Origin of the sequence: Dietzia natronolimnaea (assembly GCF_002289575.1) — a bacterium.
GTDB classification, from domain to species: domain Bacteria; phylum Actinomycetota; class Actinomycetes; order Mycobacteriales; family Mycobacteriaceae; genus Dietzia; species Dietzia natronolimnaea_A.
Genome location: NZ_NTGA01000029.1, coordinates 42,101 through 50,473, shown reverse-complemented (window position 1 = coordinate 50,473; position 8,373 = coordinate 42,101). Strand labels below are relative to the sequence as shown.

The following is an 8,373-nucleotide window of genomic DNA, read 5'->3' as shown; positions in this document are numbered from 1 at the left end:
AACTGGCGTGTTACTGACCCACGCTCCTAGGTGGAGTACCCGCGCGTACGTGAGGCTCTTCGCCCGGTCCTCGTTCCCCTCGAGCGCGAGGTGGACCCGGTGATTTCCCAGGAGATGCTGGGATGGGCCACACCCGCCCAAGTGGTCTCGCACCGTCTGGATGACCTGCTCCCGACCGGCGGCTCCGTATCCGTTCGCGGTCTCGGTAAACATCTCTCGCAGCCCGGCCCAGTCGCGGGTGTCCAGAGCGGTGGCGACGTCGGCCAGCCGTTCGATGATTCGATCCCTGTCACTCATCATCCCTCTTTCGTAGCAGGCATTGCAGGGTGATCTCAGCTGTCGTCGCTAACCTGGCGCCCATGACTCACTCCGAGGTCACTCTCTCGACCGGCCGCGTCCGCGGCACCGACCTCGGTGACGTTGTCCGCTTCTACGGGATCCCCTACGCCGAGGACCCGGTCGGCGACCTGCGCTTCGCTGCCCCGGCCCGCCGGGAACCGTGGGACGGGGTCCGAGACGCGACCCGGCCTGCCGCCACCGCCCAGCGGCTGAGGTTCGACCCCGACCCGGCGATCCCCGAGCCGATCGTCGCGGGGAGCGACATCCTGCACGTGGACGTGTGGGCACCGGCGGAGGACGGTTCCCACCCGGTGCTGGTGTGGATCCACGGAGGCGGCTGGGAATCGGGGTCCTCCCACCAGCCCTGGTTTGACGGGTCGACCTTCGCTCGCCGCGGGATCGTCGTGGTCTCGGTCGGCTACCGCCTCGGCGTGGAGGGCTTCACCCCGTTTCCCGACGCCCCGGACAACCGGGGACTGCTCGACTGGATCGCCGCACTCGAGTGGGTCCGGGACGAGATCGCCGCGTTCGGCGGAGACCCCGACCGGGTGACTGTCTCCGGTCAGTCCGCCGGCGGGGGAGCGGTGCTGTGCCTGCTGGGCTCGCCGCCGGCGGCAGGGTTGTTCCACGGGGCGATCGCGGCGTCACCGGCGGTCCTGCGGGCCCCGGCAACACACCCGCCCAAGGGGGTCACCGCTGAGGGGCTGGCCGCCGGGGGGCGCGGCGCCGTCGACGAGTTCCACCGGCGACTGCGACGGGAGAACCAGTTCACGCTCCCGTTCCGGCCGGTGGTCGGAGGTGAGACGGTCCCCGTCCCTCCGCTGGAAGCCGTCGCGGCAGGGCAATCCACGGGAGTTCCGTTGCTCATCGGCTCCACCGCGACGGAGTTCGAGGCCGTCTCGGACAAGCTCCCGGGCCCGGCGCTGGTGCCGGGGGCCGCGTTAATGGCGTTGTCGCAGCAGCTCCCGAGGCAGGGGCTCAGGGCGTTGGCCCGGCAGTCCAACGGCCGGTCTCTGCGACGTAGCGTGGGCGCGGTCATCGACGCGGCCGCCATCCACTCCACGGTGGCCCGGGCCGCCGAGACGAGGGTCGCCGCCGGAGACCCGACCTGGGTGTATGACTTCTGTTGGACCGGGGGCAACGGACCCAGGCACTGCGCCGATCTGCCGTTTTTCTGGGCGGTCCCGGACAGTGAGAACGTGGAACGCTATCTCGGTGCACCGGCGCCGGCGAGCCTGGTCGAGGCGATGCACGACTCGTGGGTCTCCTTTGTCACCACCGGCGACCCGGGCCACCCCGCGTACGACTCGCCCGATCGGGTGGTGATGGCGTGGAACGACCCGCCCGCGCAGGTCCCCGACGGTCTTTCGGCAGTGCGCGCAGTCTGGTGGCCGGAGGCCCGGTGAGAGGTCTTGCTACGATTGCGCCGCACGTGCCGGTGGACGTTCCCGGCGCGTGCGGGGGGCTATAGCTCAGTTGGTTAGAGCCGCGGACTCATAATCCGCTGGTCGCGGGTTCGAGCCCCGCTGGCCCCACCAGAAGGGCCGAGTGGGCCACCGTCGCGGTTCGATCGCGCAGGGTCCTCCACCCGCACCGGGGCGGTCGACTATATGTTCTTCCCCATGAACCGGACGGGGGCCATCGGCGATACCGCGCGCGGGGTCGGTGCCGTCGTCGTGGCGTCAAGCCTGTTCGGCCTGATCTTCTACCTCTCCGGGGTGATCGACGCCTCCGCCGAGGTGGTCTTCGGGTGGCGGATCGTGGTGACCTTCGCCTGCTACAGCCTCGTGTTGCTCTTCCCCTCGGGGCGAGCGATGGCCCGTGACTCGTGGTCGGCCCTCACGCGGACGTGGTGGTCTCCACTGGTGTTCGGGCTGCTCTGCGCGCTGGTCGGGGTTCAGCTCTGGCTGTTCTCCTGGGCACCGCTGCACGGCCATGCCCTGGATGCGTCGATCGGGTTCCTGCTCCTGCCGCTGGCCCTGGTGATCGGCAGCCGGGTCGTTCTCAGGTCGCGGGTGTCCACCTGGCAGTGGGTGGCTGTGGGGATCGCCGCCGTCGCCGTCGTCGTCAACATCGCGGTGACGCCCAGCGTGTCCTGGGTGACGTTGGTGATCTGTACGGGGTACCCGGCCTACTTCGTCGTTCGCCGCCGTGTCGGTATGGACACGCCGATGGCGTTCGGGTGGGAGGTCGCCGCGCTCACGCCTCTCAGCGGGTGGTTGATCTGGTCCGGCACCCAGCATCCGTCGTCGATCGCGGGGACCGTCGCCCTTCTCTCGGTCGGCCTCGCCGGTGCGGCGGCGATGGCGGCGTACCTCGCCGCGTCGAGGTTGCTCCCGCTTCCCCTGTTCGGGCTCCTCGGATACCTGGAACCGGTGCTGCTGGTCGCCGTGGCGTTCGCGCTCGGGGAGACGATCCGGGGGGTCGACACCGTCACCTTCGTCCTGCTCGGCCTCGCCCTGGCCCTGCTCGCGGCGGAGGGCTACCGGGCGGACCGACGCCGCCGGTCGAGCGGCGTATCACCGTGACCGCCGATCAGTACGCAAGACCCATCCGCAGCGCACCCACCGCTTCCGACAGCGCGGCGCGGGCGAGTGGGGTGGCACCGACGGCGTTGACGAACGGGTGGACCATCGTCGAGTGGCGACGCAGCGAGACCGTGACCCCGGCGTCGGCCATCTTCCGTGCGTAGGCCTCGCCCTCGTCGCGCAGCGGATCGAAGCCGCCGGTCGCGACGTGTGCCGGGGGTAGGCCCGAGAAGTCCTCGGCCAGCAAGGGGGACGCGCGCGGGTCGAGACGGTCGTCGTCCGAGCGCAGGTAGGTGTTCTCGTAGAAGTCCATGTTCTTCCCGGTGAGGAAGAAGCCCTCGCCGAACAACTCGAACGAGCGGGTCCGCGCCGACATGTTGGTCGCGGGGACGAACAACAGTTGGAAGTCGGGGGTCTTCTCGCCCGCATCGCGGGTCTGCTGACACACCACCGCCGCCAGGTTGCCGCCCGCGCTGTCCCCGCCCACCGCGATGCGCGTGGGGTCCACCCCGAGGGACTCGGCGTTGTCCCGCACGTAGCGGAACGAGGCCACGGCGTCCTCGGCTGCCGTGGGAAAGAGGAACTCGGGGGCCAATCGGTAGTCCACGCTGAGCACCTTGAGGCCACCCATGCGGGCGATGTACCGGCAGGTCGCATCGTGCGAGTCGATGCTCCCGAGCACCCACCCGCCGCCGTGGAAGTACACGAGCATCGGCAGAGGGTCGTCGCCGTGGACGGGGGAGTACAGCCGGGCGGGGAGGTCGGCGCGGGCGGTCTCGTCGTCGGGACGGTCGGTACCGGCGAGCGGCAGAACGAGGTCCTTGACGACGGCGAGCTCGATCCGGTTACCCGAGACGGTGTACGCCGACCGCTCGACGGTCTCGCGCGCCTTCTCGAGCGGCATGTCCTCGTACTCGCCCTCGGACAGCAGGGACATCACGCGGACCCCCGCCTGGAAGTGCGGGTCCAGGACCTGGCCGTCGATTCGTCTGGGAGCGCCACCGGCCAGTTGGATCACCGGAGCGGGCACCGAGCCCGAGGCGGTCATGACGGCCTTGGTGAGGCGGTCGGTGATCGAGGGGCGGAAGGTCCTGTGTCCGGACATCGGTGAGCGCATTGCCACATTGTGCCGAGGATGGAGAGGATGATCGAGAGGATTCGACGAAGGGACTGGTCATGCGTTCAGATTCGGACCCGGTGGTGCACGTCGAGGGCCTGGTCAAGACGTTCGGTGCCACGCGGGCGCTCGACGGCCTGGATCTGGAGGTGCGGCGCGGCGAGGTTCACGGCTTCCTGGGCCCCAATGGCTCTGGAAAGTCCACCACCATCAGGATCCTGTTGGGCCTCATGCGGTCCGACTCGGGTCGGGCGACCCTGTTCGGGCGCGATCCGTGGCGGGACGCGGTCGAACTGCACTCCAGGTTGGCGTACGTCCCGGGGGAGGTGACGCTGTGGCCGCGGCTGACCGGGGGCCAGTGCATCGACATCCTGGGTCGAGCGCTGGGGGGACTGGACCCGGCACGCCGCGCGGAGTTGATCGACCGCTTTCGCCTGGACCCGACCAAACGCACCCGCGACTACTCCAAGGGCAACCGGCAGAAGGTCGCGCTCATCGCGGCCCTGGCGTCCGGAGCCGAACTGCTCGTGTTGGACGAGCCCACCTCCGGTCTCGACCCGCTGATGGAGAGGGCGTTCCAGGATTGTGTCCGGGACGCAGTCGACGGCGGTTCCACCGTGTTGCTCTCCAGCCACATCATGGGCGAGGTCGAAGCGCTGGCGGATCGTGTGAGCATCATCCGCGACGGCCGCACGATCAGCTCGGGCACCCTGGGCGACCTGCGTCGCCACACCACGACGGAGGTCCACGCCGTCACCGACACCGACCCCCGCGCACTGGAGGCTGTCGGCGGGGTCGACGGTCTCCGGTACGAGCGCTCCGGGGACGGGCGGTTCGATGTCCGTTGCCACGTGCCGGCCCAGCGGCTCGGGGAGGTGACGGGGATCCTGCACGCGGCCGGGATCCACACCCTCACCGCCACCCCGCCGAGCCTGGACGACCTCTTCCTCAGCGCCTACTCGGGCGCGGGGGCAGCCGAGGGATCTGCCGAGGGGCCTGCGGATGCGGGCACGACCGCCGGCGGGCCACGGTGAGCTCCGCGCTGGCCGGCACCGGCCTGCTGGTGCGGATCGACCTGCGGACGGGGTGGCGGTCCGCGGCCGCGTGGGTCCTCGGGTTGGTCGCGCTGTACCTGGTCACCGGCGTCTCGGTCGCGGCGCTGTACGACACCCCGGAGAAGCTCGCCACCTACTCGGCCTCCCTCGGCGAGGCGATGGTGATGCTCAACGGCCGGGTGGCCGGACTCGACACCCTGGGCGGGGTGATGATGAACGAGTACGCGTCCATCGCCTCGTTCGCGATCCCGATCATGGCGATCGCCCTGACCGCCCGGTCCACCCGCCGGGAGGAGGAGACCGGCAGGACGGAACTCCTGCTGTCCGCCAGGACGGGTCGGCTCGCCCCGGTCACGGCAACCGTCGTCGTCGTCGCCGGTGTCTTCCTGCTCCTCGGCGCCGGGATCTGGGCGTCGACCCTGGCCATCCCGGTCGACCGGACCGGTGCCGCGTTCTACGCGGCCTCGATCGTCGCCACCGGGTGGGTGTACGCCGCGGCCACGGCGGTGCTCGCGCAGGTGGTGGCCCATAACCGCACCGTCTGGGCGACCAGCCTGACCTTTGCCGGCCTCACGTTGGTGCTGCGGGGCATCGGGGACACCTACGAGAACTGGGTGAGCTGGACATCGCCGCTGGGGTGGCTCGGACTGGTCCGCCCGTTCGGTGATCCCTCTGCCCTCCCGCTGTTCGTGGCCGTGGTGGCGGCCGCGCTGCTGTCCGCTACCGCCCTGTGGCTCTCCGGGCGCCGCGATCTCGGCGAGGGGTTGGTTCCCGCCCGCACGGGGCCTGCCTCGGCGTCGAGGTGGCGGGCGTCCGAGCTCGGCGTGGCGGTCCACCAGCACCTCGGCGCGCTCATCGGGTGGACTCTCGGGGTCGTGGCACTCATGACCATGTACGGCGCCCTGATGAACGTCGTCGTCGAGGCGATCATGTCCAACCCCGCCCTCGCGGACTTCCTCGTCGCGTCCCCGGCACTCGTCGATTCACTCGTGCAGATGCTCGTGGTGTTCGTCGGCATCCTCGGCGCGGGATTCGCCCTGCAGACCCTCGGCGGACTGCGGGGTGAGGAGACCTCGGGGCGGTTGGAGCTCGAACTCGCGGCCGGGCGCTCGAGGTGGTCGGCGCTCGCCCTGCACACCGCGGTCGTGGCCGCGGGAGCCGCAGTCGTCGTCGTGGCGGGGTCCGCGGCGTTCGCCCTGGCCACTGCCGTCGCCCTCGACGACCCGGATTCGGTGGGTCGGATCGTCGCGGCCGGATCCTGGCAGGTGCCCGCCGTGATGGTGTTCGTCGGCCTGTCGGTCGCCCTGTTCGGACTGCTGCCGCGCGCTCAGGCGCTGGCCTGGGCGGTGTTCGCCGTCTCGGCCGTCGTCACGTTCATGGGTCCCACCCTCCGGCTCACCGAGTCCCAGATGCGCCTGTCACCGTTCGGGGCGGTGGGTCGGGCACCCGTCGGACCGGTCGACACGATGGGGGTCACGGTGCTGGTGGTCCTGGCGGTGGCCCTCGTGGCCGCGGGGGTGGTCGGGTTCCGTCGGCGCGACGTGCCGCGGACGTGACCGCGGACGGGGCGGCGGAGCTGACACACTGACCCCGCAGCTGTAGACGATCCGGCCGGCGGCGGCCCGATCTGCCATCACCCGGGAGGATCACATGTCGGACGAGTTCGATCGAGACCGGTTGGATGCGGCGTTGGCCGTGGTCGAGGACTGGCCGGTGGACCACGTCTCGGCGGCGGTCGTCGGCCCGGAGGGGGCCCTGGCCGTGCGCGGCGACGACACCCGCGTCTACCGGCTCGCCTCGGTGACCAAGCCGATCGTGGCGGTGGCGGCACTGCTCGCGGTCGAGGAGGAGGCGATCTCCCTCGACGAGGCCGCCGGTCCCGAGGGGGCGACCGTCCGCCACCTGCTGGCCCACGCCTCGGGACTGGACTTCAGTGATCGCGAGAAGGTCCGCGCCCGGCCGGGGGAGCGACGCATCTACTCCTCGGCGGGCTTCGAGGTCCTCGCCGACCACATCGCGGAGGCCACCGGGATCGCGTTCACCGACTACCTCACCGAGGCCGTGTGCCAGCCGCTCGGGATGGGGTCGACGGCGCTCGAGGGATCGGCCGGGCACGGAGCGTCGGCCAGCCTCGCCGACCTGATCTCCTTCGCGACCGAACTCGTCGCCCCGACGCTCCTCGCGCCCGAGACCCTGGAGGAGGCGGTGACCGAGCAGTTCCGCGGCCTCGACGGCATCGTGCCCGGGTACGGCATGCACAAGCCGTGCCCGTGGGGCCTGGGGTTCGAGCTCCGCGACGCCAAGTACCCCCATTGGACGGGCCAGCACAACTCTCCCGGGACCTTCGGACACTTCGGGCAGTCCGGCACGCTGCTGTGGGTGCAGCCGGAGATCCAGACGGCCCTGGTCGTGCTCACCGACCGAGACTTCGGGGACTGGGCCAAGCCGCTGTGGCCGCAGCTGTCGGACCGCGTGGTGGACGCCGCGACCCGGCGCAGTCGTCCGGAGGATTCACTCGGAGGCTGATCGCTCCGGCGTCTCCGATGCCCCGACACGCCGCCGGGGACTCACACCGGCGGGATTACGGTGCTGTAACTTTGCTGAGAATGCAGAAGTGTCGCTGGTGTAATTCCATCACTTGAGGCACAGTTGTCTACTACAACCACATACGAATCATCGTTCACACGATTTCGCGAGGTCGTTGGGGAAGACGTCCCTCAGTGAGTCGGGAGTGAAGCGATGTCTGATCTGAACCATTTCGCGGATACGACGACAGGTGTGGTGTTCATCCACGCCGCGCCTACCGCGTTGTGCCCTCACGTCGAGTGGGCTCTCGCGAGCACGCTCGACGCGTCCTCAGCTATGCGGTGGGAGGACCAGCCGGCCCAGCCGGGCGCCCGCAAGGCGATCGTCGACTGGATCGGTCCGGTAGGCACCGGTGCGCGCCTGGCCGACTCGTTGGCCAAGTGGTCGATGCTGGCCTTCGAGGTCACCGAGGACCCGAGCGACCTCGTCGACGGCGAACGCTTCTCCCACACCCCCGAACTCGGGATGTGGCGCGGCCAGACCGGCGCGAGCGGTGACGTGGTGATCGGCGAGAACCGGCTCCGGCATCTCATGGCCGCCGGCCCCGCCGCCTTCCATTCCGCGGTGGACGCCGAACTCGGGACCGCGTGGGACCGCGCCCTCGAGCCACTCCGTGGGCACCCCGCCGCTGCCGAGGTCACCTGGCTCTCCCGCGTGGGCTGACCTCCGCTCCCGGCCCGCGCCGGCTCCCGCCCGTACCGGGCCGACTCCCGACCGAACCATGAGCGCCCGCACCCTCTCGGGGTGC

General features: G+C 70.5%; 8 protein-coding genes and 1 tRNA gene. 7 read left to right on the top strand and 2 right to left on the bottom strand.

The window, feature by feature from the left end:
• The coding region (locus tag CEY15_RS15320; RefSeq protein WP_245847653.1) for a nuclear transport factor 2 family protein at positions 1-297 on the bottom strand (297 nt) is incomplete at its 3' end.
• Between the two features lie 62 nt (positions 298-359).
• On the opposite strand from CEY15_RS15320, the gene CEY15_RS15315 reads away from it, so the two are divergent.
• From CEY15_RS15315 to CEY15_RS15305, 3 genes are all read left to right on the top strand, one after another.
• Positions 360-1,745 carry a carboxylesterase/lipase family protein gene (locus tag CEY15_RS15315; protein WP_017835623.1) on the top strand — a complete coding sequence of 462 codons (1,386 nt, stop codon included), beginning with the start codon at positions 360-362 and terminating at the stop codon, positions 1,743-1,745.
• A gap of 55 nt (positions 1,746-1,800) precedes the next feature.
• Positions 1,801-1,877: transfer RNA gene (locus CEY15_RS15310), tRNA-Ile, on the top strand.
• A gap of 84 nt (positions 1,878-1,961) precedes the next feature.
• The gene (locus CEY15_RS15305; protein ID WP_245847652.1) at positions 1,962-2,867 is read left to right on the top strand and encodes a permease; all 906 of its coding nucleotides are present in this window, start codon (positions 1,962-1,964) and stop codon (positions 2,865-2,867) included.
• A 7-nt stretch (positions 2,868-2,874) separates the two neighbouring features.
• On the opposite strand, the gene CEY15_RS15300 is transcribed toward CEY15_RS15305, so the two are convergent.
• A complete protein-coding gene (locus CEY15_RS15300) occupies positions 2,875-3,984 on the bottom strand; it encodes an alpha/beta hydrolase (protein WP_095719158.1) in 1,110 nt (369 codons plus the stop codon).
• A gap of 59 nt (positions 3,985-4,043) precedes the next feature.
• Here CEY15_RS15300 and CEY15_RS15295 point away from each other — a divergent pair, with 59 nt between their 5' ends.
• From CEY15_RS15295 to CEY15_RS15280, 4 genes are all read left to right on the top strand, one after another.
• The gene (locus CEY15_RS15295) at positions 4,044-5,018 is read left to right on the top strand and encodes an ABC transporter ATP-binding protein (protein WP_095719157.1); all 975 of its coding nucleotides are present in this window, start codon (positions 4,044-4,046) and stop codon (positions 5,016-5,018) included.
• A complete protein-coding gene (locus CEY15_RS15290) occupies positions 5,015-6,595 on the top strand; it encodes an ABC transporter permease (protein ID WP_095719156.1) in 1,581 nt (526 codons plus the stop codon). Before CEY15_RS15295 ends, CEY15_RS15290 begins: the two co-directional genes overlap by 4 nt.
• A gap of 94 nt (positions 6,596-6,689) precedes the next feature.
• Positions 6,690-7,565 (top strand): serine hydrolase domain-containing protein, encoded by an 876-nt coding sequence (locus tag CEY15_RS15285; protein ID WP_176475143.1) that lies wholly within the window; start codon positions 6,690-6,692, stop codon positions 7,563-7,565.
• Between the two features lie 213 nt (positions 7,566-7,778).
• Complete coding sequence (locus CEY15_RS15280) at positions 7,779-8,288, top strand: DUF3145 domain-containing protein (protein ID WP_031264494.1); 510 nt, start codon at positions 7,779-7,781, stop codon at positions 8,286-8,288.
• Positions 8,289-8,373: the final 85 nt, after the last annotated feature.

Excerpts from the sequence above, each read along its gene's own strand:
- CEY15_RS15315 (WP_017835623.1), top strand. The coding sequence starts at position 360 with ATGACTCACTCCGAGGTCACTCTCTCGACCGGCCGCGTCCGCGGCACC.
- CEY15_RS15305 (WP_245847652.1), top strand. The coding sequence starts at position 1,962 with ATGAACCGGACGGGGGCCATCGGCGATACCGCGCGCGGGGTCGGTGCC.
- CEY15_RS15300 (WP_095719158.1), bottom strand. The coding sequence starts at position 3,984 with ATGCGCTCACCGATGTCCGGACACAGGACCTTCCGCCCCTCGATCACC.
- CEY15_RS15295 (WP_095719157.1), top strand. The coding sequence starts at position 4,044 with ATGCGTTCAGATTCGGACCCGGTGGTGCACGTCGAGGGCCTGGTCAAG.
- CEY15_RS15285 (WP_176475143.1), top strand. The coding sequence starts at position 6,690 with ATGTCGGACGAGTTCGATCGAGACCGGTTGGATGCGGCGTTGGCCGTG.
- CEY15_RS15280 (WP_031264494.1), top strand. The coding sequence starts at position 7,779 with ATGTCTGATCTGAACCATTTCGCGGATACGACGACAGGTGTGGTGTTC.